A 23,207-nucleotide genomic window follows, 5' to 3' on the forward strand; every position below is an offset into this window, starting at 1 on the left:
GGAAGGACGTTTAGGCGCGCGTCGGATTTTGTGCAATGCACAATAGCCTTGCGCATGGCAAATGCTGTTCGGACCGCCGTGCGCATCAGCCAATATTCCAGCGGCAGGCAAAGGGGGCGGCGGCACCCGCAAGAGCCGCCGCCCGGATCGGCACCTATTGGCGGACGAACAGCGGCTGGACGCTCGCCCATTGATCGGCGGTGCGGAAGCCGCCGCGTTTCGTGTAGCTTTCGACCGGGAATTTCATCCAGTTGGGCAGCCAGTTGTCGATTTTCTCGCGGCCGTTCTCGCCCGCGAGGCAATCGCGGATGATCTTCTTTTGCGTCTTGACCTTCTCGGCGACATTGCCGTCGGCGACAGGCTTGCCGGCGAGGTCGGCCAGCATTGCATTGGCGATCTCCTTGTCGCGCAGCAGATCGAAGAAGGCGTCGTCCGCTTGCCACCACGCACCCATGTCGATGCCCAGATGGTTGCCGAGCGCCTCGACGGCGGCGCTGCCGGCTTCGAGCGTCTCGGCCATGACAAGGCCGAGAACGCGCATGACGTCGTCGTCGCAAAGTGCCAGCAAACGGGCAAAGACGGCGGCAAGCGCAAAGGCGTCGCCATTGCCGCCGGTTATCGCACCCTCCTCGTCGGCCTGCCCAAGCAGGACAAGAACCGCGCGCCGTTTTTCGGCGAATGCGACTTCGGCCCTGGACGCGGCAATACTTGCCGCCACCGCTTCATTGGCGGTGCGCTGCGGCTCGCGGCGAACCTGCCACAGGCCCGAACCTGTGATGGCATGCGCCACCATCAGGCGCAGCGCGACACAAGGATGGTCGAGCATGGCGGTACGCACGGCACCGTGGCGGTGCAGATCGACATAGTTCTGCATCGGCCCGGTGAGTTCCGGCCGCGACGGCTTGGCGGGGGTTTCTTCGGGCTCGCCGCCCTCGCCTAGCGCGCGGGCGCGGCGGGCCTCCTTGCGCGACGCCAGCCCTCGTGGCATTCGACCGCACCGCGATGCGAGACTGATATGAAGACCTTGCCGCCCTTCTTCCTCGGCGTCTTTTCGTGGTCCCATGACTGGAAATGCTGCCCCGGTTCCAGCACGGCCACCTCGGGCCAGCCGGCTTCCAGATAGGCATCGCGTTTGGCGGCAATGGCCTCGTTCTGCTTTTGCCAGAACAGGTCGGCATCGGCGAAATAGCTGTCCTCGCCGAACAGGTCGCAGACGATCAGGCCCGGATAGTCCTCGATGGCGAACAGCGCCACCTTGGTGGAAATCGACTGGCCGCCGAACAGCCATTGCTTCAGTTGGTGGCCGCGCGGCGCGTATTGCTCGGGATCGGCATAAAGCGCCAGCCAATCCTTCTGCTGCGCCTTGGAGGCCATGGTCAGATGGCGCGCCGTCTCGGCGTCGATGTCCTCGCGCCGATAGGCTTCGCGGATTTTGGGCAGAAGATCGCCGAGCGCCAGAATGCGTTTGACCAGAAGCTCGGTGACGCCGAAGGTTGCGGCGATATCTGGAATGGTGCGGCCTTCCCTGATCAGCCGCGAAAACGTCTCCCACTGCGACACCTCGTCGGGATCGAGCCGGGCGAAGTTTTCGATCAGCGAGGCCTCGAGTGCGTCGGCGTCGTCACCGTCTTCGATGATGGCGCAGGGCAAGGCATTGCCCTCGCCTCGCTCGTCGGCGAGCGATTTCGCGGCGAAATAGCGGCGCCGGCCGGCGACGATCTCGAAGCTTTCCGGCGTGCCGTTGGGCCGCACCAGAAGCGGCACCAGGACGCCGCGCGCGCGAACCGACGGCAGGATGTCCGACACGTCGGGCGCGCGTTTGGAATGGCGCATGTTGAGCGCGGAAATGTTGAGCTTATCAAGCGGAATGTGGGCAAGTTGCATGGTTTGTCTCCTTCGTTTCAGGGGTGGGATTGCCCCGCCGCAGAGGCTGCAAGCCGGCGCGGCGGGACGGTTTTCGCGCCTAGCGGCGCGTGTGTTCCGCCGTGTCGGGCGGAAGCTTGGAATGGGCGTTGCCAAGGGCTTCTGCCGCCTGTCGCAGCAGCCGCTCGGCTTCGGTGATGTGGCCGGCGCTGCACGCTGCCTGGGCGTAGACGGAGAGCGGAAAGCGCGGCTTGAACCAGAGGTCGCGCTCGATGCCGAGGCCAAGCCGCCCCTTGACGCTTGCAAGCTCGGCAAGGCTGACGCTGCCGAGTTCGGGGAAGCCGAAGCCGAGGTCGCAAAGCCCGAACAGTGTGTCGCCGTCGGCGTCGAGTTCGGTGAGAAGCCAGGTCGCTGGCCCGGTCGGATCGAAAAGTTTTACCACCGGAAAATGGTCGGTTTCGGTGTCGGTTGCGCCATTGGCGAGCAGCCGGGCGCAAAGGTCGTCGGTGATCAGGATCATGGGAAAACTCCTCTCAAAACAAGTCGCGTTGATTTCTGGCGTCATCGAACAGCCCGATATCGAGCGGCTTTTGCGCCGCGCGCGGGCGCGTCGGCCAAAGGGCGAGGCGGTCGCGCGTGGTGACCGGCCGGACACCGGGAATGAGCGTCTGCTCGCCTTGCGGCGTTGGCTCGGTCTGCAGGGTGTGGCGATCGCGCGCGCTCATGCCGCGATCTCGTTTTGTTGCGCGCCTTCGGCCTCGGCGTTGAAGCCCAGAAGAAAATCGGCGGCCTTGGAGGCAAGGCTGGCGGCGCGGAAGATGGCGCGATTGTCCTCGCGCAGCACCTTCAGCCATGTGCCGATATAGTCGGCATGGCGCACGGTCGGCTCGATGCCGAGTGTCGAGCAGACAAAGGCAGCAGTGATTTCGGCAACCAATTCCTCGCGCGCATAGGTCTTGGAACCGAAGGCGCCGGAGAGGTCGCGCGCCAGCCGCGCCGGGTGGCCGGTCCAGTGGCCAAGCTCGTGGAAGCAGGTGCGGTAATAGTCGATCTGCTGAAAGAACGCCGGCTGCGGCGGCACCTGAATGGTATCGGTGCCCGGCATGTAGAAAGCGCGATCGCCGCCGATGCGGAAATCCGCGCCGCTTGCTCGAATAAGCCCTTCGGCTTGGGGTACGATCTGGCGTTCTGGCAGCGGCTCGGCCTTGCGGTAAAGGTGCTCGGGCAGGCCGTCGCACTGCGCGACGTTGAAGACGGTGAAGCGCTTCAAATACGGCACGGCCTGCGGCTCGTCGCCGTCTGTCTTGGCGCGCTCCTTCTCGTTTTTGGGGACAAAGCGGTCGGCATGCACGATGGTGGTGCCGCGCTCGCCCTTCCTGACATTGCCGCCAAGGACAAGCGCCTGCCGGAAGGTCAGCCAGTTCTGGCTGGGATAGCTGCGCTCGATGACGGCGCCCCACAGGATGAGGATGTTGATGCCGGAATAGCGGCGCCCGGTGGCCGCGTTGCTGGGCAGGCCGAGGTCGGCCTTTGCGCTGCCCCATGGCTTGACCCATGGCACGGTGCCGCGCTCCAGTTCGGCAATGATGCGGTCCGTGATTTCCTGATAAAGGCTGGCGCCCGTGCGCCCGCCCCTGCCCGCGCCAGCCTCTGCGCTGCCGGAACGCTGGTTTTTTGCACGCATCGTCTGGTCCTCCGCTCTTCAATCCCGCGCCTTTCCCCGGAAGCGGGGTGGGCGGCGAGACGCGACCGGAAAGGCCCGCCGTCGGAGGCGGACCGCATCCGAAGGACCGGAACGAAGAGGAGGACCCGAAGCGAAGCGAAGGGTTGCGGGATGCCGCGGCGGGCCTAGAAGGGAGTGCCGCCCACCCCGCGCCGCCGGGAACGGCCAACGAACAAACCGCGCCGGCCGAAGGCCGGCGACCGTCAGCAGCCGACAGGCTGCCCGCGCCAGGGGGCGAAGCCGGATGGCCGAGACCGCCTGAGCCTGGCGAAGAAAAAGCGGGCTCGGTTCACGAGCACCGGGCACGCGCCGTCAGGCGCGCGGGCGCCGTCAAAGCTTAGGCCAAATTGCCGCTTCCCGCGGATGCGTGGATGCCATGCCTTGCGCTGCGGTTATCAGGTCGCAGGGCATCGGTGCCCCCGCCAGGCGTGCGGGCGAGAAAGGCGCTGAACAGGTTCTCGTTCCAGGAACGGTCGTTCCTGTTCCATAACGCGGTCGGCAGGTCGCCAGGGCCCCGCCGCTCGAGGTCCTATGCGAAGTGCGGCTACACATCCTGACGCAGCCAATAGAAAACATCCGCCGTTTTGAAGAGAAAGCCGGGATGCCTCTGTGCCAGCCGCTGCGCCATCTGAAACTCCCCGACCTGTTCGGCGCTATCGACCGGATGCCGACGCTTTGGCACGTTGTTGGGTGCGCGAAAGTTCGAGGGTCTTTAATCGATCCACTGGCGAAGTGTTGGCAGAGCTACCCGACATGGGCGCTGAGACGCGCACGGCGATCGACAAGGCTTATACGGCGCAGGCTGGATGGGCGGCGTTGACTGCCCGGGATCGCAGGGACATGCTCTGGCGCTGGCATCAGCTGATCAAGACCATACCGACGACCTCGCTGCCATCCTCACAGCTGGGATGGGCAAGCCGCTTGCCGAAGCCAAAGTCGGAAGTCTCGCATGCGGCGGCATATCTGCAATGGTATGCCAAAGAGGCCAACCGCATCCATGGCGAGACGATCCCCCCGCCCTCGACTGACCGGGGCATGCCGGTGATCAAGCAGCCAATCGGCGTTGTTGGCACGATCACGCTATGGAATTTTCTCGGGTTCAATGGTGGCGCGCAAGATCTCTGGCGGCGGGCTGCACCGTGATCTTGAAACCTGCCGAACAGACGCCGCTTGTTGCAGGCGCAATGTGCGCGGCCGGCTTTCGCAACCGTCGTCAACCTGATCCATGCTTGCAAAGGCGATGCCGTCGGCCGCACGCTGATCAGCCGAAGAACTTGATCCACAGGCGCTTGAACCATGCGACGATGGCCTTGAGCCCCTTCGGCTGGGCGCCGCGCTTGAGAAGGCGGTCATAGGCACGGGCCGGCTTCGATCTGCTCGCGAGACATGTTGCCGGCCCAATGGATCGATGATGACTGCCTGCAGGAACTGCGCTGGATTTTCCAAAGTGCGGCGCGACCTCGCCCAATGGCTGGCCAAGTGGGAGACGCGCGCTGCCCCAAACTGTGCCAGTGGGTGGAGGACAACATCGAGGAGACGCTCACCTTCACCCGGCTGCCACGCCAGCATCACAAGCGCCTGAAGAGCACCAACATCCTGGAGCGGCTCATTCAGGAGATCAAGCGGCGCACCCATGTGGTGCGCATCTTTCCCAGCGCCGAGCGCTGCCTGCGGCTCGTCCGCGCGCTCGCCGTCGAAACACACGAAAACTGGCTGGAGGCCATGCGTCTCAACATGGAGCGCCTGGCCGAGCACAAGAAGGAGATGCTGCGCAAGCTGGAGCAGCCCAAGGCCGCGGTTACTTGAAGACGCCGCGCCTGACCCGCCAACACCGGCGACCGTGATCGCAAATTTGCAGAAGACTCTGGACAGAACTCCCAAACTGCATCAAAAAATAGTCAGAGCTAAATTATGGAAGCCGATTGAGATGGAGGAGGAGGGCTTACAAGCCTTTGTACAGCTCTCCCAAACTTTTCGATATCGATGGGTTTACCTGCGGACCGTTTGGCCATCGATTCCGATCGTTTTAGCTTCATCTCACGACGGGAATAGGCGCAGAGAGGTCTGGCCCTCGTGCAGAAATTACTGCCGGTACCACCGAAGTGAAGGAGTCGAACTGCTTTGTGTAGCGCCAAATTGCTGACGGAACGTCCGGCGCCCATTGTTGCTGCATGCCTCGATTCTTGGGGCGGTCTGGAAGACGCAATCCACCATCTCACTCCAAAGGGCAGTGGAATCTGGAACAATGTCGCTTTTGTACGCAAGACGTCCTTCACGCCGGATTGGCATATAATCTTTAACTCTCCTTCTGTTTTTGGACTTCCTGTTGATATCGAGGCGAGCCCGAACAGGACCATTTTTGCAATCGGCGAACCGCCGACGAAAGCGCATCGCGCCCTCCATCTTGGGCAGGGGGAAAATACCATCGTTCTGACGTCTGACGCAGAGCTGGTAGCTCGGCAGAATGCAGGGCGTCGATTCGTCTTGTCTCCACCTATCACTCGGTCTTGGTCTGTAAGAAAGACGTATGACCAACTTCTGCTCAGCGAAGTCGTTGACAAGCCGCGTCGGCTCTCATGGATTACCAGCAACATCGCCATGCTTAAAGGACATCGATATCGGCTGGCGTTTTTGGAACGGCTGAGAGGGGAGCTCGAGTTCGACCTGTTCGGCCGAGGTTTTCAACTGATTGGAGATAAATGGGACGCACTTGCACCTTACCGCTACAGTATAGCTTTCGAGAATACTAGAGCTGATTACTATTTTACAGAGAAGCTTATGGACTGCTTCGTTGCTGAAGCAATGCCCATCTATTACGGCAGCCCGGCAATCACGAGGTTCTTTCCGCCGGACTCAATGGTTCTGATCGATCCCGAGGACAAGAACGTAATTCAAAAGATCCGAGAAATCATCGACTCGGACCTCTGGAAGGAACGTCGCGATGCAATACGAGAGGCGAAGCGGTTGGTACTTGAGAAGTACAATACATTTGCTTATCTCGCGGGCTTCATCGAAAGCGTTCAGGATAAGCCTTTGCCGCCTAAAGTTATGCACATCGGTACGCCTGCAGTCGATTTTGGGGTAGACGAATGAACTCCAAAGTTCATTCGCTTTGCGCGCCCGGCGGTTGGTGGTCTGGCAGGGTCCGTACGGAACACTCGGCGGAGAATGCCTCGAGCATCTTTGATGAACACAAGAATCGGCCGATAGGTCCTGCCTGATTCACTGTCCCGGTGATTTGCGAGGAGGTGATGATGACGAGGAGCCTAAGGGCGGACCTTCGTGGGCGCGTGATTGCGGCCACTTAAGGCGGGGTTTCGACGCGGGAGGCGACGCGTCGCTTCCGGATCGGTATTTCGACGGCCGGGAGTTGGTATCGCCGCTATCACGAGACCGGCCAGATGGAAGCGCGCAAGCAGGGCCAGCCGTCGCGTTCGAAGCTCGATGCGCATGAGGCCTTCATTCTTGGTCTCATCGAGGACGCGCCGGACATCACGCTTGCTGAGATCGGGGAGCGCCTTGCCGCCGAGCGTGGCGTGCGGGCAGCGTCGTCCACGGTCCGGCTGTACCTCGACCGGCGCGGCATCACGTTTCAAAAGAAGACGGCGCACGCCGCCGAACAGCAGCGCCCCAATGTCCTGCGCCGCCGCAGAAGCTGGTTCGATGGCCAGCTCGATCTCGACTCCGAGAGGCTGATTTTCATCGATGAGACCGCAGCATCCACAAAGATGGCGCGGTTTGCGTGGCCGCAGCCTGCGCGGCGAACGATTGTCGGGCGGCCGTTCCTCACGGCCATTGGAAGACCACCACATTCACGGCCGGCCTGCGGCTGGGCGGCTTGGCGGCGCCAATGCTGCTCGATGGCCCTATCAATGGTTCTGCCTTCCTCGCCTAGGCGCAGCAGGTCCGCGCACCCGAGCTTCGCCCCGGCGACATCGTGGTCAAGGACAACCTGCCCGCCCACAAGATCAGCGGCGCGCGCGAGGTGATCGAGCAGGTTGGCGCGGCTCCTGTTCCTGCCGCCATACTCGCCCGACTTCAAACCGATCGAGATGGCTTTCTCGAAGCTCCAGGCTCTCCTGAGAAAGGCTGCAACCCGAACCATCGACGACCTCTGGTCGTCGCGGCCAACTGCCTCGCAGCTTTCACAGCCTAGGAATGCAGGCACTATGTCGAGGCAGACGGCAATGACCCGGAATAAGTCGAATCTGCTCTAGCTGCGCAAGAGGGCCGAGACGGGCGCACGACATCGTACGCCACCCGGCTGCTGCTGATCAGGCGAACTGGGGAAGGCCGGGAATGGAATTGAGGACCTCGTCCACGAGTTCGTCGCCGGCATGTTCCTTGGCCAAGGCGATCGTCTCGTTAGCAAGGCCGGCGATATTTCCCAGGCTGAGACCCTCGTTCATCAATTGCTGGCCGAAACCCACCACGCCGCCTCCGGCGAGGACGCTGCCGCCCTCTGCGTCCTCACCATCATGCTTCGCCACTAATTCCGAAGCTCCGGGAATGGCCTCGATCATGCGCGTAGCGGGACCGTCGGCTGCCTCGCGTTGCAGGAAACCCAGCATCATGCTAACGGCCTTGTCTGCGAGAGCCGGGTCGACGCCAACATTGGTGGCGATGCGTGATACGAATTCTTCCAAGGAAGGGCACCTTTCGTTTTATTAAGGTCAGAATGATTAAGCGCAGCGCCAGTCTACGCCTCCGCAGTCTTACGCAAAAAACCTCTCAGGTATTGGTCCACCCTCTTGGCTATTTCCATGGACTTCACGTCTACAAGGCGCTGAAAAGGCACCGCAGCAATGATGGTGGTTACAAGTACAATGAGGACAGTGCTACTAGCCGCAATGGCATGCCCCCACTGGATAGTCCAGAGATAGACAAAGCACCCGAGGGAGCAAAGGATAGGGAAATGAAGAAGGTAGACCGAGAACGACAATCGACCCAGGAGTGGGAAAAAGTATGACGAGAAGGCTCGCTGAAGCGATGGAAGCGCGAGAACGCTAGCGACAAGGAAGGTTGCACCGACGCAGTGCATTGCGTCCTTCAGGGGATTAAAGTCGATTGGGGAGAGTTTGATGATCGGCTCATACAAGATGTCGTTTGAGAAGCCGCCAAGATAGATGGCAGCAAGTAAGATTGCGATCTTGGCTTTGTGAGGCCATTTCGCTGGAGAAACGCGAGTCAGAAGGACGCCGACCCCGAACGACAAGGCGAAGGGCAGGTAAGCTATATGGATCGCAAAAGAGAGAGCCGCGGCAAAAACTGTGACGAGGGCGAAGGTGAACCACCTCGCAGCGAAGGCGAACATGAAGGCTAAGTATGAACCGACGAGCTCAATGGACATCGTCCAGAGTGGTGAATTGAGTTTGTTCTTACCGAGAAATAAGGACTCATATAGGGCCTCCTGGGCGATGGTCGCGGCCGTAATTGAGCTAGGGTAATACCATGTCAGCCAGATCGAGCCCGTGAGTGGGGCAACTTCAAGATTTCTCATGAGCCCCATGGCAAAAATGGTACCGGCAAAAACGATTGAAGCCGCGATTGGAATGCCGAGGCGGGGTATCCGTCGGATTGCCCTGGATACAAGCACCGACGCATTTCCAGTGTCAGCATAAGACTTGGTAAGGACGAAGCCGCTTAGAACGAAGAATACACAAACCGCAAAGCTTCCGTTGATAAGCATGCTGAATGGGGGGAGAGTTAGAAGCTGAGCAGGCCATCCGATTTCTGGCCACGCTGCTTGCGCCAGCGGGTACATGGTTTTGAATATAGCTGGCTCGACAGCAAAGAGGGCGTGAGACAAGAGGACGCCAACTGCAGCCAGCCCCCTCAACCCCTCTAAAGCAATAAAACGCCCAGATCCGGCCTGCTCCGCCGCCATTGCGTTCATGGATACTCTGCCCCTTATGATGCGCCGGTTTCGACTTGGTCTTCCTACAAAGTCCACGCTCGTGAACGTGAGCTGGAAAGCACGGGACATTGGCTTTCCTGCGCTATGCAGCATCATGACGGATGGGTAAACTTGATTGTTTGGATATAATGCATCCATGGGATGAATATGCGGGCCATGCCCAGCGGCGACAGCCGGTCCTGGATCTGAAACTCGGCCTGATCGTGCGAGAGACAGTAGAGCGCCCGAAGCACCATGATCTTCAACATCATCACCGTATCAAAGGGCGCCGTCCGCCCTTGGCGCTTCGGAGGCGGCGAAGCCGGTTGGCCAGGCCGCCTGAGCCTTGCGAAGAAAAAGCGGGCTCGGTTCACGAGCACCCGGCACGCGCCGTCAGGCGCGCGGGCGTCATCAAGTGCCGGCAGGCTGCCGCTTGCCGGATGCCTGGACGCCATGCCTTGCGCTGCGGTTTTATCAGCTCGCAGGGCTTAACGCCGGTGCCCCCGCGAGGCGTGCCTCTGTGCCAACCGCTTGCACCTGAAATCTGCTTAGCTGTTCGGCGCTATCGACCGCATGCCGCCACTCGGCACGCCGTCTGGCGAGCGAATTTTCGAGGTCTTGATCCATCCACTGGCGAAAGTGCTGGCGGAAACGTCCCGACATGGGATCGAGGAGACGCGCGCAGCGATCGACAAGGCATATATGGCGCAGGCTGGATGGGCGGCCATGACCGCCCGGGAGCGCAGCGACATGCTGTGGCGCTGGCATCAGCTGATCATCGACCATGCCGACGACCTTGCTGCATCATACGGCGGAGATGGGCAAGCCGCTTGCGAGCCAGTTCGGAAGTCTCTCACGCGGCTGCGCATCTGCAGTGGTTCGCCGAAGGCCAATCGCGTCTATGGCGAGACGATCTCCCCGCCCTCGACGAGCCGGCGCATGCTGGCTGTCAAGCAGCCGACCGGCGTTGTTGGCACGATCACGCCGTGGAATTTTCTCGGCCTCGAGGGTTGCGCGCAAGAGCTCGCCGGCGCTGGCGGCCCGCTGCGCGGTCATCCTCAAACCTGCCGAGCAGACGCCGCTTGTTGCAGGCGCAATGGTTGCACTCGGCGCGGAGGCCGGCTTTCCCGAAGGCGTCGGCAACCTGATCTGTGCCTGCAAAGGCGATGCCGTCGGCCGCACGCTGATTAGCCGATGAACTTGATCCACAGGCGCTTGAACCATGCGACGATGGCCTTGAGCCCCTTCGGCCGGGTGCCGCGCTTGAGAAGGCGGTCATAGGCGCGGCCGGCTTCGATCTGCTTTTGATGAGGTGTAACGGAAATGACTGGAATGGGTCTATCATCGGTCTTGGAGCAAGGGCGTCTCGCACAATTTGGCTGACCTGGGTCAGCTTGTTCGGCGTTTGGTGTTTCGCGGACGCTCTGCTGACGTCGGCTGGTTTTCGCGATCTTCGGTGGTCAATTGCTGCGGACCGACAACGGACTTGCGGCCACCTGCAATGGGCAACTTCATCTGCGGGGCACGTCGAACCTCTTCCGGCGTCGGACGACGACGTGGCTTTCTTGTCTTCAGACCGGATTTGGCGTGCTCGTTGAATGCCTCACGCGCCAGATTGAGTTCTAGGAGATTCGCCAGAGCTTGATCTTCAGAGATATCTGTAGGCCACCCGTAGGCTCCGGCAACGGCGGCATCCAGGTCCGAGTGAGCGTCGACCAACCACTGCGGACGCCGGTTGTAGAGGTTGGTCAGGGCACGCTCGCGGAGGATCGCGTGCGACACGATGTCCTTCGGAAGGATTTGATCCGGATAGCCGGGCACGACCTCGGGCTTGATCTGGACAAGGTCGCTCGGGTTGAGCCACGCGTTTCGTAAGTCATCAAGCCTCTTGGCCACCTGTGATATGGCGATGGCTCGTGAATCCTTTTCATATCGGACTGCTGGGATATCCGGCGTGAGGCCCTCGGGGAACGGGAAGGTCTCGAATACCCCCGCACTATTGTAGGTTGGATCATTGCCGACGCCGTGCCACGAGCAAGTTCCGAAGCTCCAAGCCTCATGAAATCGGGAGTGAAGAATCCCGAAAAAGACATCATCTGACCGAGAAAACGCGAAGATGCGGGAGTCGGGCACTATCGCTTGATCAAGCCACACGAATGTCCGATGCTTTGCGACGCGAGGTGTTGCCATGTAACGCGAGTGGCCCTGCAAGGAAGCGTGAAAAGCCGGTCTCGGCTCCACGTGTCGCCACCAACGCTCGCGGTAGGCATCACGCCTGTTCTTTGAGCGCTCCGGAAACACATGCTCTCTAATGTGCTGGAACGGCGCCTCGTAGAGGGCAGCCTCCTGCTCGGACATCTCCCAGCCGAAATCCACAATCCACATGTCGCGGCCGCGGCGAGTGACGTCCATTCCATTGCGCCATGGACGGAGCACATCTGAGTTTGGCCTACCGTTGGGATTCATCGGCATCGAGAGCCAGGCCCGCGCCAAGCTACCCGGGACGTCGAAGCACCGCCTCTCGTGTCGCCCATGAACGCTATGTTCTGGTTTTCAGACAGCCTGCGCGCCTTGGTCAAGTCGGTTACGCCGGCGGTAAGATCTGCGTTTATCTGTGCAACCGTCCTCCCATCGAGGCACAACGGGTCCTCGCCGTGGCCGAAGCAGATTAGGGATACTCGTACGGCTGCGCCATCGACGACCCACGGCTCGTCACTCCAGGCTTCGAATAGCCGGCTTTCGGCGATGATCCGATCCAACACCCTTCTGTTCGCTCCACCGCGTATGGAATTCGTCGTGACCAGACCCACTCGACGCGTTCGATCTGCTGCGACAGCGGCGCGGGATTTCTCCACCCAATAGCAGACGAGATCAGCCTCGCGAGAGACGCGCCCATCGTACACATCGAAAAGGCGATCAACCGTTGGATCGCCCAAGGCTTGCCGCATCAAACGCACGCCGACAAACGGCGGATTTCCTACGATGAATTCTGCTTCTGGCCATTCTGCTTCAGCATCTTCCGAGACTGGTTGCAGTGCAGCAAGAAGGTCTCCTTGTGCGTCACGAGCTGTATCAACGTCTTGGGCCTGCCTGACCAAGGCGTCTCGCCTTTCGATTGCATCTAGCTTGCGTAGGATTGGTATCGATTTCGAGCGTATCCCATTCTTGATCTGCCACTGAATGTCTCCGATCCAAATGGTCGTGCGTGCAAGCTCGGCCGCCATCATGTTGATTTCGATGCCGCGCAGGATTTCAGGCCCTACGAGCGGAAGCTGAGCGGGCATGCCGAGCAGTCGAGGTTGGCGCGGTGTTCGATATCCTTCACACCCTGGAGAGCGAGGTATAGGAAGTTCCCAGACCCGCATGCCGGATCCAGGATGCGGAGCTTTCGCAGCCGTTCCGTGAACCGGGACCGTACTTCGGCGGCCGCTTCCTCCCGCGTCATCCGGCGGGATTGCTGCCTGCGCATTGGCGGCTTGCGATTGCCATTCAGGAGTTCGACAATCTCCCGCCTTGCTTGTTCCCATTCCTGTCTCAGAGGCCTCAGGATGACCGGATCGACAAGACGCATAATTTTTTCTGGATCGGTGTAGTGCGCGCCGATCTGGGCGCGTTTTTCCGGGTCCAGAAACCGCTCGAACAGAGTTCCGAAAATCGTCGGATCGATGAGGCCCCAATCGAGGCTGTCTGCGGCGACAAGCAAACCAATGTCACCGTCATCGAGCCGTAGCGCTCGGCGACCATCAAACAGGCCGCCGTTGAACCATGTGATGTCGGTCAGGTCGAACTCGCCGCCGCGCTCCATTGCTTCAAACAGCTTGTCGAGGTAGCTCATGGCTCGTTCAGGAGCACGGGCCGATCGCTTCAGGAGCTTCGTGAACAGGCCATCAGGCAGCAGGCTGACACTCTGGGCGAAAAAGCAGAAGACCAGCTGATTTACGAAATGAGCAATCTCATCTGGTGTGCCTCGCCCCTGAACGCGGAGTGCGATCGTGGAAAACTTGTCTGCTGCCTCCTTGGTGACCGCCGCGCGTGTTCGGGTCGGCCTCAGCTTTTCCGGGCTGAAGAAGACGTTGTGCAACATCTCACGCGCTGAAGGTTCCGCCAGGTCATCTAGGGTGATCACGTATGTGGACGGAACGGTGTTCGTCCAAGCGGTATGGATGCGAAGGCGTTCGATGTCGCAAACGATGAGTAGCGGCGGGCTCAAAAGCGCCGGCGCGTATCGCATCAACTGGAGGAGGGCCTCGTCGAGGTTTCCCCTCTTACGCTTGTACTCCCATGCGAAGTGACCCTTCTTCCAGACGTCAGCAAAACCTTTACCCCCTCCGAGCTTGTTCGCACCTTTCTCGAACGCGAAGAACGCGCCGGTCGGGTCCTCATCGCTCGGAGACGGATGGCCGACCAGCGAGCAGATATCGAGGAAGTGTTCTTGAGCTGCCTGCCGCTCGCCAGGTTCCGACTTCCTCCACTTCTTGATGAAGGCAGCAGGCGTTATGGGCGTGAGCCCTGCGGCACCCAGACTCATTACACATCCCCTCCGACACAGTCATCGGACCCGGCAGAAGAGGTTGCCAATAAAACTCTGATTATTGGTTAATATTAGTCACCGATGCATCAATAATTGCCTCGCCCTGACCTATTATTGTGTAGCATCAGAAATAGGGGACACCATGCATTGTGGCAGCGGTGATCACACGACTGGAATGCATTTCCTGGTTTCCTGAAGCGCTTTCCATTCGACTTCCGGCGCGGAAAAAACGCGTCAGCGAGCGCCCGACCAATTAAAGCGCGGCGCGCTGGCACTGGACCGCGGCAGTTTGCGGGCTTTCTACTCGTGTTCCGGTGGATGGCAACCCACGCTTTGGCTCAACATGGTTTGCCTATTAATTGCCTTCGTGATGCCCCTCGGCGGCCAGCTTCTGCTTGCTCTTGCGTACTCGGATCTCGATACGACGCCTTTCTGGAGCGTCGCCTGACTGAGCTCCATCCGTGAGGCGATCATCCGGCAGGATCAGTTGGCCGCCTGACATGGGTAGGATGTTCAAATGATCAAACGCCGGTATCTTTTTCAGAACGGACGCGACGGATATCGCTCGCGCGAGGCCTAGCCCGGCATTATCACCCGGCTCCATTTCGCTGACGCTCTCATCCCCAGAGAGTACGCGCCCCAGAACGAAGTCCATGTTCGACTGCCTCGACAATCGCTGCTCGTCAGTGTGGCCAATGACCTCGACGACATCGACATCGTATTTTGCGACGATATCGGCAATCTGCTCGGCAATAGCGCCCTCAAGCTTGGCCTTAAAGGCCGGTTTGAGTTCGGCACTGCTGACTTCGAAGGAATAGCCCTTGGCTTCGCTCAGATTGATGATCGGTGGCAGATCCTTAGGCTGCCGTGTCGTTTCAGCGAGTTCCTTTTCGGCTTCAGCCAGCTTCCGTTCGGCTTCGGTCGCACGCTGATCTGCTGAGACTAGCTTGCGTACGTCGTCGGCTGAGAGATTGTTGTCTCGGACCGCGACTGTGGCTTCCGCCAGCTGAACTGCTTCGTCGGCCGACAGTCCCTTTTGCTCGATCTGCTCGATCGCTTTTTTGGCGAGGACGAGCTTTCGCCATTCCTCATCAGGCACTTTGTGCCCAGTGAAGCGCTCCATGAGCTTGGCAACCTGGGCCAGCAGGTTCTTGTTCTCCTGCTTGAGTTGCTGAATCACTGCTTCGCTGCGGGATACCCTTTCAAGGGCAGTTTCCAATTCGGCCTTCTTCTTTGCGACAATGGCGCCTGCAACCAACAGCAGGCAGAAGACGAGCAGGAGCATCGTTTCGGCCATGGTGAGCCCGAGGATCAAGCCGCGGGCATAGCCTTTCTTTTCGTAGCCGACCGAAGCTCCGCCGGGTTCGTTCAGCGCCACCATCTCGGCCTCGGCTGGACTTTCTCCACGATCGGCTGGGAGGCCTGCTGCCCGGCATCAGCGCCGTTGGCTGTTGCCGTTGCGCCTGGCTTCTCACCCTGCGCAGTTGCCGCCGAAATGGGGATGAAGATGGGAGGTTCAACAGACGGTTCATTGGCGTGCACAGGTGCAACCGGAGGAATTTCGTTCGGGACGGACACACGATCGCGATCGAGGATGCGGGATAGCAGGTTCGTCGTACTGGCGTTTTGCTCAGCCTGCTTCTCAAGCCTCTCCAGGAGGAGCTTCTGATGCGCCGCCATCCTCAAGACGGTATCCGAAAGCTTGTCGGTCCTTTCCCCCTGCTCTTTGGAAAGCGCCTCAGCCCGCTCGGTGAACCTTCCGACAGACGCTGCAAGCACCTTGAGAACTGTGACGACATCCGTCTTGAGGACCTCGTCCGGAATAACCACGTTGGCGAGCTTCCCGGCAACTATGTCGGCCTGCGCCTCGAACTTCGAGATCGTGCCAGCCATGGAGGCATTCGCCGTGTCGAGCGACGCTGCGACTGTGTCGACCTTTTCAGCGACACCTGAAAACCTGCTTTCGATACGGCCGAACGTGTCATCGAGGCTTTTGGCTATCTTCTCCGAAGTCTCCTGGACGGGCTTTATCGCTTTGGCGGCCATACCCTCGAAGGCCTGTCGGACCTGATCGCCGTTCTTCTCCGCCTGTCGGGCTATTTCGTCGAAGCCTTCTTCCAACATCTGATTGCAAACCCGGCGGAAGTCGGCGAACTCACGCGCTACGCTTTCCATCTCGGTGCGCACGCGACGTGTCATGTCCGCGAGCTCGTGACGGGCAGCCCGTTCCACGTCGGCGGGGTCGCGTCGGACCTGATTGTGGAAGATGCGCAGCGCGATGCCTGTGATGGTCGACGTCACGGCAATGCCGAAATTCCTGACGATTTCGTCGGTCGATGCGTCTGTGCCGAACTGGTAAAGCGAGGTGCCCAGGCTGGAGAGCGTGAACAGGAAGCCCATGTAATAGAGGTTGTCACCTGTCTGCTCGTCGTGAACGCGCAACTTCCCGACGTACCAGGAAAACGCGAAGTAGCCGATCATGATGCCGATCGGCACCGTTGACGAGATAACGGGACTTATGCCGGCGGTCTTTGTGACGGCGATGAAAACGCACCCGCCTACCGTCAGCGCGATATAGAAAGCCTGCGGGAAGATCCACGTATCGAGGAAGGATTGTCTACGCGCGGCCATGGGTTACATCCCCTCCAGCTTTGTAAAGTCGCTGAGATTGCCCCCGTTCTCCGAAAACCACTGCGTCCAAAAATTGGCGTGGTCGACGGACGGGAACTTCCTTTCCGGCCTGTTGAAATAGAGAATGGTTACGTCGGCGCCGAGAAGATCGGTCCTGAAGCGCGAATTCGCTGGGCTTTTCTTGAAGGCGTTGTAGTCGGCGCCCGCTTTGTATTGGGAATAGGCGGGCGTGTTCTCCATCATGTCCGACACGAGGACCAACCGTTTTGGAACATTGTCGAACATGCCGTTGTCGAACAGGCTGAGCTTCAGTTTCTGGATGCCAGCCATGATCGGCGACTGATCAGCCTGGCTATCCGCCGGCAAGTGCTCCGGCAGTTCCTTGAGGGGCTTGTCGAAGGCCTCTTCCCAGATTCTCTGATGCTTTCCGGGATTGCTGGTCCAGACGTCAACCGTTGAGCCGTCTCCCGGATTGCATCGCGCGTACAGCTCTTTCAGGTCGCCAGGTACCGCTGTCAAGGTGCCAACCCAGAGGTAGCCGCCTTGCTTGATTGAGCCGGCAATCTGCCTGAATTTGTTGGCAAGATCCTCCATGGTCGCCTGCGGGACGGGATCAGAGGTGTCAAAAAGAACAGCGGTGACGCTGTTCGGTCCCGCCTTTGTCGGGCAGCCCGTCTTTGCGTCTGTTTCCACCACGTCCCGGGCCTTTACGTTAAGCCAGACGTAGCCGGAAAACATTGCGAGCGAGGCAAGTCCAAGCAGGATTGCTCCGACAATCGCTCCAACGCCTTTCCCGCGCGAGCTCCCTGCCCTGCGACGGCTTCTAGGCCTGGCCATCGAGCGTCTCCGGATACAGCTTGTCGAGGTCGCGATACTTTTCGATCCCGGACTCGCATTCCTTGCCCACCTGCAGCATCTGCTCGTTCAGCGCCTGCTGGGCCGCGGCAATTGATGAAGCAAGATCGCTATCCTTGATCTCACCATCGTTTTGGACAATGGGCTTGGTCTTTTGGAGTTTAAAGGGCTGGGAGAAGTGTTTTGGAGCGGGAGTTTTGCGCGCCCGAATGTTTGCTTCGCGGTATTTTGAAAGCAGCTGGTTGCAACTCCTCTCGAGCTGCTCTTGATGTTCATTGAACAGAGCCAAAAGCCGCGCACGGCTGGATAGGATTGCAGCGTGTTCTCTTCTACGGCTGCTTAGCCCCTTCAAGATGTCTTCGACCTTGGTATTGTGGTCGTCGCGCAATTCGATGAGGCGGTCTATGAGGTCGGCTTTGGTATCGGTGTAATCCTGCCGCCTCTCCCGGCGCCTTTTTTCCACGCCGGCATAACCTGGATATGGATCGAGAACGAACCAGCCGTCGATGAAGGCGATGATAGAAAAGAGCAGACCGACCAGGAAGAGCATCCACGATCTCACCTCCTCAAGCCCGAGCGGGTTATGGAGCATTCTCTGGACCGCAATGTTGCCAGCTCCGTCGGCGAGCGTTCCGCTGACCTCACGATAGTGCGCAAGCAGCAAGTTGATCCCGAGTGCAATAGCGGCATAGAGCAGGATGAAAACGGTTCCGACAAGCTTCCCTCCCCAAGACCGATGGGTCACCCAGCGCACGCAGAAGATGGCGAAAATCAACGCGGACACGATATTCACGAAGGAAAAGGCGAATGCTTCCGTGGCACCACCGAGGAAGCCTTGGTCGTTGCCCTTGGCCAGAAAGGATCCGTTGAGATACGTCTCGACCAGCAGGAGGAAAATAAGGAGCGCCACCCTGAAAAGATGGGCTGTTCCTTGCTGCAGTCTGGCAACACGGTCCAGGCGGTGGTTCTTGCGGAAGCTGGAAAGCTCTCTGGTGGCCTCATGAAGGTCGGTTCGCTTGGCGTGAAGGGTATCCAAACCGACCGCTATTTCTCCCTTGAAGTCGGACAGGCTTGAAGAATTGGCCTGCTGAAGGAGGCCGAACTGCTCCTCAAGGCCCAGGTTCGCAACGCGGCCGGAGAAGAGGTGAAGCTGATCCTCCAGGATCTGGTGGGCCGCCTTTTTCTCATCCTGCACCCTTTCGACGATGGAGTGTTCGATCTCGTCGAAGGTCTTCGACGAGGACGATGGCTGGTCTTTTTCGCCATGCGCCGTTCCCTGACCGTCGAGGTCCATGTCCCGGGCAATCTTGTCGACGTTGAGACTCGGGAAAATGTCTGCCCCCACCCTATAGTCGTGGTTCGCTTCCATTATCCGATTGCGCAGCTTCTCGAGCGCTTCAAACCTCGCAGCCAACGTCTTTACCCCTACGATCGAACCCCGGAAAAAACATGCTTGCAGCACGCCGCGCGCTTCATCGCGCAGCAGTCCCGCAATCGGCGTCTGTCATATCCGGCTTGCCCCACCCAGCAGAATGCAAAAAACCCATTCTGAATGTGCTCGATAGTACATCGACGCGCTGCGTGCAAACTAAAGAAGTGGTTCGGCCTCCGGAGCGATTCCTTGCAATCAGCGCGGCCGGCCATGGTCTTTCGCATCGCGTACTTTGAGGCCGCTACCTTTTGCTCCAGTTCGCAAGAGTTATTGACACACTGTGTTGACGCGATCGATCAGCTCCCGGCCATACAGAAAGATTCTCAACCCTTGTCACCCGCCAAACCTAGACCAGCGCCAAATTTGATAGCATTCTAGTGATGGGGAGAATGGCTTGGACAAATCTCGCTACAAAAATCACTCGCGTCAGGGGCGCAAGGGCAATGGCGTGGGTCGATCACGCGCCTGGCGTCGCGCAAGCGTGCCGTTGGGCCTGGTCTTTCTGACAGTGGCTGCCGCTGCCGCCCTAGCCACGCAATCAGCCATGCAGCACACCGACCGAATACCAGACATTGGCGTTTCGAACTGGTTCGGGTCGAAGCCGGAGCCGATCGCTGGCGTCGCGTCCGTTATCGATGGGGACACGATCGAAGTCCATGGCCAGCGGATCCGCTTTAACGGCATCGACGCGCCGGAGAGCAAGCAGTACTGCAGCGACGCCAAGGGATTCGACTATCCCTGCGGGCGCCGCTCAGCCGACGCACTGGACGCATTTCTAGCGGCCTCCAGGCCGGTGCACTGCACCTTCGTAACTTGGGACCGATATCACCGGTTTGTCGGTGATTGCCAGCGCGCGGATGGCGTCAGCGTCGCCTCCTGGATGGTCGAGCACGGCCAGGCTCTGGATTGGCCCCGCTTCAGCCACGGGGCGTATTCAGCGCAGCAGGGGAAGGCGGAGGCCGCGAAACTCGGTCTTTGGGTCGGAACGTTTCAGGCACCCTGGGAATGGCGGGCTTTGCACGCCGGCGATGCGAGGCCGTCGAGCCAGCCGCTTGGCATCATCAGCCGCTCACAGGTAGCGCAAAGCTTTTCATGCCAACCGCGGCGGACATGCTCGCAAATCAGCTCTTGCGACGAAGCCCAATGGTATCTCAATAACTGTCCATGGGGTGGCAAGCTGGATCGCGATGGCGACGGAATTGCTTGCGAGACACTCTGTTGATGGCGCTGGATAAGAAGCGGCCACAGATGCAAACGCCGTAAAGGCGGAGGGATGAGAGAGATGGTGTTCTTTGCAACAATCGGACTTCTTATCATCGCTGTGAGCATCCCCATTGCCGCCATGTACGCCTGCGGACAGTTTGTCGGACAGAAACCGCCACACGCGCTGTTTAAGATGGCCGTGATGTTGGCGGTGGGGTTAGGCCTGTTCTCAGCCGTGGTAGGCGCAATGCTCTACGCGCGCGCCGGCGGCATGACTGTTTCCGAGTGGGTGATGCTGGCGTGGGTTGCCGGATCTGCCGTTACCGGCCAGGTCGCCTTGCAGGAATTGCTTGGCCGCAAGCCTCTTTCGTCGCCCGCAACTGACTGACAGTTTCAATCCGCTGACTCCTACTTGCCGTGGGTCGTGATCGGTGAGGCCTGATGCCGTTGACCCATCGCCACAGCACGCCAGTGCATCGCGAGCGCAATAAAGCCCGCGAGGGTTAGCGCGCCAAAGATTGTTGGCTCAAGGCCCGGCAGCACCGTCGCGCTGCCGATACACGGCTTGTCGAGCCCCTTGTCAAATTCAGTGCAGATACGAGCGGGATCGTTCAGCGTCCGGAGTTCCGACCAATCCCAAAGGCTCGCGCCTGGGTCCTTCTTGCCGTCGTTCAGCATTACCGTCGCGGAGAGAAACGTACACCAGAAATAGACCAGCGCGATCGCGGGCAGCACAGAGAAGACCACAATCATCGCGCCTTGATAGACGCGGCCTTCTCGCGAGCCCGTCTCGATCGCGTCGAAGCCGACAACCGGTATCCGCGCATGCCAGTGCGAGCCGCTGCGTTGGGCATAGACCCGTCCGATGAGTGAGGTTAGGGCGAGCAAAATCGAACATATCGGGATTGCGATCATTACTGCAGGCACCCTCGCCTTCATGACCAGCTTTGCACCGAAAATCTCTTCCCCGCCTTGCGCGACCACCCAAGAATTCAGGGCGTAATAGAGAACAAGCGCACTGACCACAAACCAAACCTTGCTAAGCTGGGATTGCGTCATTGGCACCCTCTTGTTCGTTATGAATGGCCGCGGCTCGCTTGGCAGATAGGCTACTGACCTACCAAATCAGCTGATAGCGCCATATCGAAATTCATTTTGAGGCGGGCACTGGCAATCAGATTTTCCGGCCCGACAGTGATATCCAGAAGTTCAATCGACGGAGTGTCAGCGGAAATCTTCAACCCCGGAACGTTGGTATTGTGAACGGCCTTCAAGATCTCATCGGACGCGTCGTTGATCTGCTTGTTGAGATCGGCTTTCGAATGAACCTCTAAATCTGCCAGGATCTGGGTTTCGAACAGGGATTGTGCAGCCTTCCAGAAGGCGTTGTCCAGGACGGTCGCGAAATGCAATTCATTGATCGAGATCGCTGTGCCAGTTTTCTCGACGCGGGGTACCCCTGAGAGGTAAACCCAGCCGGTCGTATTCAGGAACTCGCCCGGCAGCTTTGCCTGTACCTTCAAGCCAACCACGACAGAGCCAGCGCTCGGATAGAGGTCAACATCCTCGACCTTCACATCGACGGCGTCTGCTGCTGGAAGTCGTGACCCTTAAGGTTCTTTGACAGCTCGTCCAACAGTAATCCATAGGGAGCAGCTGCTTGCACGGTGATGTCGGCCTGACTTCGATCAGCTGCTGTTTTGCCCAATGGCGGCAGAGACAGGGACTGTGTGGCAACTGGCTCTGCGGCAAGACTGGTCTTTGCCGCGACACGCACGGTCATCTTCATGCCTTGCGCTTCACCGACCATGCCCGAAAAGCTCGCCGCTGTGGGGACGATGTTGAGATAGACAGGCGTGTTGTCCGGGCGGTCGATCTTGATCGCAATGGCGTGCCATTGGGCCTCAACTTTTGACCGAAGCGCATCACAAGGCAGAGCTTTGGCGATGGCATCCTGTATCTTGGCGCGGTGGTCATTGATCTGGCCGTTCAACACGTCAGCCAATCCCAGATTGATTGGCCCTGCGCAGACTTGGGGGTGCCCCAGGTTTCCAAAATCAAAGCCGAGACAGTTTTTGCCCACGACTTCCACCGAAGCACTGCTCACCCATCTGCCGGTCGGGGTTCCCGAGAGCACGGGGCACCACTTATCGTTCATGTCGAACTGCAGATCGACGCCGGGGACCAGCCGAGCTTCGAAGTTCTTTCCGGAAAGCGAAAGCAGTTTGGCAAGGTCGCCACCTACGCCGGCCTGACCGCTGACAAACAGCGGCTGTTCGACGTGAACGCCATTGCCCGCCTGGGCCACAACAAGAGGGCCATCTCTTGCGATGTCAGCATGCCAATGAAAGTCGGCGCATTGGTTCGTAGTGCCAAGGCTCGGAGCGGTAATATCCGGCACCTCAGCGCAAACACGGACACCGATCCAACGGCATTCAGTATGATGTCCCACGTGTCCGGGATTAATATGAGGAATACCGACACATCCGATTTGACCATCTCCTTGCACTGGAACGGATTGCGGTATCTTCGATTGGGCTGCTTGCACTAGCGTCTCATACGGGATTTGCGCCACCAGCGTGAGAACGCTGTCCGACACGGGTGCCGGCGGCACATCGGCAGTGCCACCATGGATTGGCGCCTGGAAGAGATTTTTTTCGCAGCCCGAAACGCCAACCAAAATGAGAAGGACCGGAACGAACCGACGAGCGGCGGCAGCAAAGTGAGCGACACGCAACTTCGTGTCCGGTCTGGTACGCGCTGTCATGGACGTCTCCCCCAAGAATGCTCTGCACCCGTTGAAGCGGCGGCACTGAAAATCACCGCTTTGTGATCTCTACGTGATCGAATGACCTTCAGGCGCCCCTATGCGCAGGCAGGCGCCGAAGCTCCTGCCGCTAAAGACAACCGAACAAGCGATCCCGCCCTAGGAACTTCGTTGAGAACTCTATTCTTCACATTGACCGCACATTACTCTTTGTTGCATAGTGACGTAAGAGGCTGTTTGGATTCTTTTTAGAAATTGATAGAGGAATAGCGGGTCAGAATGGCCTGCGTTTGCAAATATGTTAGC

Annotated in this window: 24 protein-coding genes and 3 pseudogenes; 9 read left to right on the forward strand and 18 right to left on the reverse strand. The window is 59.4% G+C overall.

The genetic code is table 11. From position 1 onward, the window contains the following. Positions 1–154 precede the first annotated feature (154 nt). The 5 genes from SLT36_RS25035 to SLT36_RS25055 form a co-directional block, all read right to left on the reverse strand. Positions 155–988, reverse strand: coding sequence for a hypothetical protein (locus SLT36_RS25035; protein WP_246135719.1), 834 nt, complete (start codon positions 986–988; stop codon positions 155–157). Beyond that, positions 937–1,884: a ParB/RepB/Spo0J family partition protein gene (locus SLT36_RS25040; RefSeq protein ID WP_432284820.1), complete on the reverse strand. Its 948-nt coding sequence runs from the start codon at positions 1,882–1,884 to the stop codon at positions 937–939. The genes SLT36_RS25035 and SLT36_RS25040 overlap by 52 nt, the downstream gene beginning before the upstream one ends. A 79-nt stretch (positions 1,885–1,963) precedes the next feature. Continuing rightward, positions 1,964–2,383: a DUF2958 domain-containing protein gene (locus SLT36_RS25045; protein WP_432284821.1), complete on the reverse strand. Its 420-nt coding sequence runs from the start codon at positions 2,381–2,383 to the stop codon at positions 1,964–1,966. Between the two features lie 13 nt (positions 2,384–2,396). Beyond that, entirely contained in the window at positions 2,397–2,588 is a 192-nt protein-coding gene (locus SLT36_RS25050) for a hypothetical protein (RefSeq protein ID WP_143976557.1), read from the reverse strand. After that, complete coding sequence (locus SLT36_RS25055) at positions 2,585–3,547, reverse strand: ArdC family protein (RefSeq protein ID WP_432284822.1); 963 nt, start codon at positions 3,545–3,547, stop codon at positions 2,585–2,587. The genes SLT36_RS25050 and SLT36_RS25055 overlap by 4 nt, the downstream gene beginning before the upstream one ends. A 771-nt stretch (positions 3,548–4,318) precedes the next feature. Between SLT36_RS25055 and SLT36_RS25060 the strand changes: the two genes are divergently transcribed. From SLT36_RS25060 to SLT36_RS25080, 5 genes and pseudogenes are all read left to right on the forward strand, one after another. Continuing rightward, positions 4,319–4,729 carry an aldehyde dehydrogenase family protein gene (locus SLT36_RS25060; RefSeq protein WP_432288468.1) on the forward strand — a complete coding sequence of 137 codons (411 nt, stop codon included), beginning with the start codon at positions 4,319–4,321 and terminating at the stop codon, positions 4,727–4,729. Beyond that, a complete protein-coding gene (locus SLT36_RS25065; protein WP_432284823.1) occupies positions 4,669–4,941 on the forward strand; it encodes an aldehyde dehydrogenase family protein in 273 nt (90 codons plus the stop codon). Before SLT36_RS25060 ends, SLT36_RS25065 begins: the two co-directional genes overlap by 61 nt. A gap of 112 nt (positions 4,942–5,053) precedes the next feature. Continuing rightward, positions 5,054–5,276, forward strand: a pseudogene (locus SLT36_RS25070) (transposase); the annotation flags it as partial. A gap of 446 nt (positions 5,277–5,722) precedes the next feature. Further along, positions 5,723–6,679 (forward strand): glycosyltransferase family 10 domain-containing protein, encoded by a 957-nt coding sequence (locus SLT36_RS25075; protein WP_432284824.1) that lies wholly within the window; start codon positions 5,723–5,725, stop codon positions 6,677–6,679. A 161-nt stretch (positions 6,680–6,840) separates the two neighbouring features. Further along, a pseudogene (locus SLT36_RS25080) lies at positions 6,841–7,787 on the forward strand (IS630 family transposase). A gap of 73 nt (positions 7,788–7,860) precedes the next feature. Here SLT36_RS25080 and SLT36_RS25085 read toward each other — a convergent pair. From SLT36_RS25085 to SLT36_RS25095, 3 genes are read right to left on the reverse strand one after another with little or no spacing between them, the layout of a single operon-like run. Continuing rightward, entirely contained in the window at positions 7,861–8,232 is a 372-nt protein-coding gene (locus SLT36_RS25085; RefSeq protein WP_432284825.1) for a hypothetical protein, read from the reverse strand. A 53-nt stretch (positions 8,233–8,285) separates the two neighbouring features. Next, entirely contained in the window at positions 8,286–9,572 is a 1,287-nt protein-coding gene (locus SLT36_RS25090; RefSeq protein ID WP_432284826.1) for an acyltransferase family protein, read from the reverse strand. Between the two features lie 23 nt (positions 9,573–9,595). Continuing rightward, complete coding sequence (locus tag SLT36_RS25095; protein WP_432284827.1) at positions 9,596–9,937, reverse strand: transposase; 342 nt, start codon at positions 9,935–9,937, stop codon at positions 9,596–9,598. 118 nt (positions 9,938–10,055) lie between these two features. On the opposite strand from SLT36_RS25095, the pseudogene SLT36_RS25100 reads away from it, so the two are divergent. Together SLT36_RS25100 and SLT36_RS25105 are read left to right on the forward strand one after the other, a co-directional pair. Further along, a pseudogene (locus SLT36_RS25100) lies at positions 10,056–10,418 on the forward strand (aldehyde dehydrogenase family protein); the annotation flags it as partial. Next, the gene (locus SLT36_RS25105; RefSeq protein ID WP_432288470.1) at positions 10,384–10,680 is read left to right on the forward strand and encodes an aldehyde dehydrogenase family protein; all 297 of its coding nucleotides are present in this window, start codon (positions 10,384–10,386) and stop codon (positions 10,678–10,680) included. The pseudogene SLT36_RS25100 and the gene SLT36_RS25105, both read left to right, overlap by 35 nt. Positions 10,681–10,871: 191 nt before the next feature. On the opposite strand, the gene SLT36_RS25110 is transcribed toward SLT36_RS25105, so the two are convergent. The 7 genes from SLT36_RS25110 to SLT36_RS25140 form a co-directional block, all read right to left on the reverse strand. Next, on the reverse strand, positions 10,872–11,894 hold the full coding sequence (locus SLT36_RS25110) for a hypothetical protein (RefSeq protein WP_432284828.1): 1,023 nt from the start codon (positions 11,892–11,894) through the stop codon (positions 10,872–10,874). Positions 11,895–11,944: 50 nt separating this feature from the next. Next, positions 11,945–12,766, reverse strand: a complete 822-nt coding sequence (locus SLT36_RS25115) for a DNA methyltransferase (RefSeq protein ID WP_432284829.1) — start codon at positions 12,764–12,766, stop codon at positions 11,945–11,947. Beyond that, complete coding sequence (locus SLT36_RS25120) at positions 12,742–14,010, reverse strand: type IIL restriction-modification enzyme MmeI (protein WP_432284830.1); 1,269 nt, start codon at positions 14,008–14,010, stop codon at positions 12,742–12,744. The genes SLT36_RS25115 and SLT36_RS25120 overlap by 25 nt, the downstream gene beginning before the upstream one ends. Positions 14,011–14,368: 358 nt before the next feature. Next, on the reverse strand, positions 14,369–15,394 hold the full coding sequence (locus tag SLT36_RS25125; protein ID WP_432284831.1) for a hypothetical protein: 1,026 nt from the start codon (positions 15,392–15,394) through the stop codon (positions 14,369–14,371). After that, entirely contained in the window at positions 15,382–16,644 is a 1,263-nt protein-coding gene (locus SLT36_RS25130; RefSeq protein ID WP_172234126.1) for a hypothetical protein, read from the reverse strand. The genes SLT36_RS25125 and SLT36_RS25130 overlap by 13 nt, the downstream gene beginning before the upstream one ends. 3 nt (positions 16,645–16,647) lie before the next feature. Next, positions 16,648–17,382 (reverse strand): hypothetical protein, encoded by a 735-nt coding sequence (locus tag SLT36_RS25135; RefSeq protein ID WP_051355517.1) that lies wholly within the window; start codon positions 17,380–17,382, stop codon positions 16,648–16,650. 85 nt (positions 17,383–17,467) lie between these two features. Next, on the reverse strand, positions 17,468–18,913 hold the full coding sequence (locus tag SLT36_RS25140; protein WP_432284832.1) for a hypothetical protein: 1,446 nt from the start codon (positions 18,911–18,913) through the stop codon (positions 17,468–17,470). Positions 18,914–19,325: 412 nt separating this feature from the next. Here SLT36_RS25140 and SLT36_RS25145 point away from each other — a divergent pair, with 412 nt between their 5' ends. After that, positions 19,326–20,153, forward strand: coding sequence for an excalibur calcium-binding domain-containing protein (locus SLT36_RS25145; RefSeq protein WP_432284833.1), 828 nt, complete (start codon positions 19,326–19,328; stop codon positions 20,151–20,153). Positions 20,154–20,213: 60 nt separating this feature from the next. Next, positions 20,214–20,522: a hypothetical protein gene (locus SLT36_RS25150; RefSeq protein ID WP_432284834.1), complete on the forward strand. Its 309-nt coding sequence runs from the start codon at positions 20,214–20,216 to the stop codon at positions 20,520–20,522. Between the two features lie 20 nt (positions 20,523–20,542). Here SLT36_RS25150 and SLT36_RS25155 read toward each other — a convergent pair whose 3' ends face one another. Genes SLT36_RS25155 through SLT36_RS25165 form a run of 3 tightly spaced genes read right to left on the reverse strand, consistent with a single transcriptional unit; the run spans position 20,543 to position 22,901 of the window. Then, on the reverse strand, positions 20,543–21,193 hold the full coding sequence (locus SLT36_RS25155; protein WP_432284835.1) for a hypothetical protein: 651 nt from the start codon (positions 21,191–21,193) through the stop codon (positions 20,543–20,545). Positions 21,194–21,243: 50 nt separating this feature from the next. After that, positions 21,244–21,711: a DUF4403 family protein gene (locus SLT36_RS25160; protein ID WP_432284836.1), complete on the reverse strand. Its 468-nt coding sequence runs from the start codon at positions 21,709–21,711 to the stop codon at positions 21,244–21,246. Next, on the reverse strand, positions 21,708–22,901 hold the full coding sequence (locus tag SLT36_RS25165) for a DUF4403 family protein (RefSeq protein WP_432284837.1): 1,194 nt from the start codon (positions 22,899–22,901) through the stop codon (positions 21,708–21,710). Before SLT36_RS25165 ends, SLT36_RS25160 begins: the two co-directional genes overlap by 4 nt. Positions 22,902–23,207: the final 306 nt, after the last annotated feature.

Origin of the sequence: Aminobacter sp. BA135 (genome assembly GCF_050859125.1) — a bacterium.
Classification (GTDB): Bacteria; Pseudomonadota; Alphaproteobacteria; order Rhizobiales; family Rhizobiaceae; genus Aminobacter; species Aminobacter ciceronei.

What these genes read in the sequence shown, in the direction of transcription:
- SLT36_RS25035 (WP_246135719.1), bottom strand. Translation starts at nt 988, where the DNA reads ATGCCACGAGGGCTGGCGTCGCGCAAGGAGGCCCGCCGCGCCCGCGCG.
- SLT36_RS25040 (WP_432284820.1), bottom strand. Translation starts at nt 1,884, where the DNA reads ATGCAACTTGCCCACATTCCGCTTGATAAGCTCAACATTTCCGCGCTC.
- SLT36_RS25150 (WP_432284834.1), top strand. Translation starts at nt 20,214, where the DNA reads ATGGTGTTCTTTGCAACAATCGGACTTCTTATCATCGCTGTGAGCATC.
- SLT36_RS25115 (WP_432284829.1), bottom strand. Translation starts at nt 12,766, where the DNA reads ATGCCCGCTCAGCTTCCGCTCGTAGGGCCTGAAATCCTGCGCGGCATC.
- SLT36_RS25105 (WP_432288470.1), top strand. Translation starts at nt 10,384, where the DNA reads ATGGCGAGACGATCTCCCCGCCCTCGACGAGCCGGCGCATGCTGGCTG.
- SLT36_RS25050 (WP_143976557.1), bottom strand. Translation starts at nt 2,588, where the DNA reads ATGAGCGCGCGCGATCGCCACACCCTGCAGACCGAGCCAACGCCGCAA.
- SLT36_RS25110 (WP_432284828.1), bottom strand. Translation starts at nt 11,894, where the DNA reads ATGGACGTCACTCGCCGCGGCCGCGACATGTGGATTGTGGATTTCGGC.
- SLT36_RS25130 (WP_172234126.1), bottom strand. Translation starts at nt 16,644, where the DNA reads ATGGCCGCGCGTAGACAATCCTTCCTCGATACGTGGATCTTCCCGCAG.
- SLT36_RS25165 (WP_432284837.1), bottom strand. Translation starts at nt 22,901, where the DNA reads ATGACAGCGCGTACCAGACCGGACACGAAGTTGCGTGTCGCTCACTTT.
- SLT36_RS25055 (WP_432284822.1), bottom strand. Translation starts at nt 3,547, where the DNA reads ATGCGTGCAAAAAACCAGCGTTCCGGCAGCGCAGAGGCTGGCGCGGGC.
- SLT36_RS25045 (WP_432284821.1), bottom strand. Translation starts at nt 2,383, where the DNA reads ATGATCCTGATCACCGACGACCTTTGCGCCCGGCTGCTCGCCAATGGC.
- SLT36_RS25125 (WP_432284831.1), bottom strand. Translation starts at nt 15,394, where the DNA reads ATGGTGGCGCTGAACGAACCCGGCGGAGCTTCGGTCGGCTACGAAAAG.
- SLT36_RS25120 (WP_432284830.1), bottom strand. Translation starts at nt 14,010, where the DNA reads ATGAGTCTGGGTGCCGCAGGGCTCACGCCCATAACGCCTGCTGCCTTC.
- SLT36_RS25155 (WP_432284835.1), bottom strand. Translation starts at nt 21,193, where the DNA reads ATGACGCAATCCCAGCTTAGCAAGGTTTGGTTTGTGGTCAGTGCGCTT.
- SLT36_RS25135 (WP_051355517.1), bottom strand. Translation starts at nt 17,382, where the DNA reads ATGTTTTCCGGCTACGTCTGGCTTAACGTAAAGGCCCGGGACGTGGTG.
- SLT36_RS25090 (WP_432284826.1), bottom strand. Translation starts at nt 9,572, where the DNA reads ATGTCCCGTGCTTTCCAGCTCACGTTCACGAGCGTGGACTTTGTAGGA.
- SLT36_RS25095 (WP_432284827.1), bottom strand. Translation starts at nt 9,937, where the DNA reads ATGGCGTCCAGGCATCCGGCAAGCGGCAGCCTGCCGGCACTTGATGAC.
- SLT36_RS25065 (WP_432284823.1), top strand. Translation starts at nt 4,669, where the DNA reads ATGGAATTTTCTCGGGTTCAATGGTGGCGCGCAAGATCTCTGGCGGCG.